The sequence below is a fragment of the Stenotrophomonas sp. STEN018 genome, assembly GCF_056760235.1.
Window position 1 is genome coordinate 1 of sequence record NZ_JBRREK010000135.1, and the last position, 1,191, is coordinate 1,191.

A 1,191-nucleotide genomic window follows, 5' to 3' on the forward strand; every position below is an offset into this window, starting at 1 on the left:
TTGGTGTTTGATAACCAAGTGCCGAGTGTAGGCGCTGGTTATTGTAAAAATCTACGTAGCTGCGGATAGCCGCCAGCAGGGATCCATCGGTTTCAAATGTGCGTTGGTGGTAGAAATCGGACTTCATCGATTTGTTCCACGATTCCATATGTGCGTTGTCGGTCATACGACGAGGACGATTGGCTGATTGCTGAAATCCGGCTTGCTGCAGCTGTTGTCTGAATTCGCCACCCAGGAACTCGATACCGCGGTCACTGTGGAAGATGGCTCCTGGGATGGGTCTGCGGGTGCGCAGGGCAGAAGCCAATGCGCGCTTGGTCAGTGCCAAAGTTCTGTCCTTTCCAAGCGACCAGCCGAGCAAGCGCCTGGAGCAGCGGTCCATCACTGTGGCCAAGTAGCGCCATTGACCAGCGACTTTCAGGTAGGTGACATCGCCAACCCAAACTTGGCCTGGCTTTGTGTTGTCCACCAGATGGGCGTGACTTCCTATGCTGGCAAGGAATCGCTTGAGTCCCGGCCGTTGCTTGTACAAGCTGGCCGAACGCGCGGATATGCCTTCCAGGCGCATCAATCGCTCAACGCGACGACGCCCGATTGTTTCGCCGGCTCGTTTCAGCGCGGCGTGCACACGTGGGCTGCCATAGGTGCATCGGCTTGCCACGTGGACGCCGTAGATGCGCTTGATAAGGGCTTCATCCTCGATCGCGCGCACGCTTGGCGGCCGACGTAGCCAAGCATAGAAGCCGGCCGCACTGACGTTGAACAGCTGGCACATTGCTCTCACCGGGCAGGCTTCTTGATGATGGGCGATGAAGGCGAAGACATCGCCTTTTGTTTGGAAGTGAACGCGATGGCTTTTTTTAAAATGTCATGCTCAAGCTGCAGGCGCTCATACCTGCGCTTCACCTCGCGCAGCTCCTTGAGCTCCGCACTGATGGCTTGGTCTAACTCGATACCCTTGGTCACGATATGTCCTTCGCGGGCAAGCTTGCGCCAACGAGACAACATGAAAGGGTGGATGTAAAGCGATTCGGCAACGTCGGCCACGCAAACGCCTGGCAGCTCGCTCAAGCGTACGGCGGTAGCCTTGAAATGATCGGTATAGCGATAGGTGCTTCTGGGGCCTGGACGGGGCATTGGGATACTCCTGATCGTTAGGTCAGGGTGTCCACTAAAGCGAAGGAGCTACCG

At 56.7% G+C, this 1,191-nt stretch carries 2 protein-coding genes; both read right to left on the bottom strand.

The genetic code is table 11. The annotated features are described in order from the left end of the window. On the bottom strand, positions 1–811 hold an 811-nt coding region (locus ACVOMB_RS21035; RefSeq protein WP_481532933.1), incomplete at its 3' end, for an IS3 family transposase. Then, positions 781–1,137, bottom strand: a complete 357-nt coding sequence (locus tag ACVOMB_RS21040) for a transposase (protein WP_481532932.1) — start codon at positions 1,135–1,137, stop codon at positions 781–783. The genes ACVOMB_RS21040 and ACVOMB_RS21035, both read right to left, overlap by 31 nt. Positions 1,138–1,191: the final 54 nt, after the last annotated feature.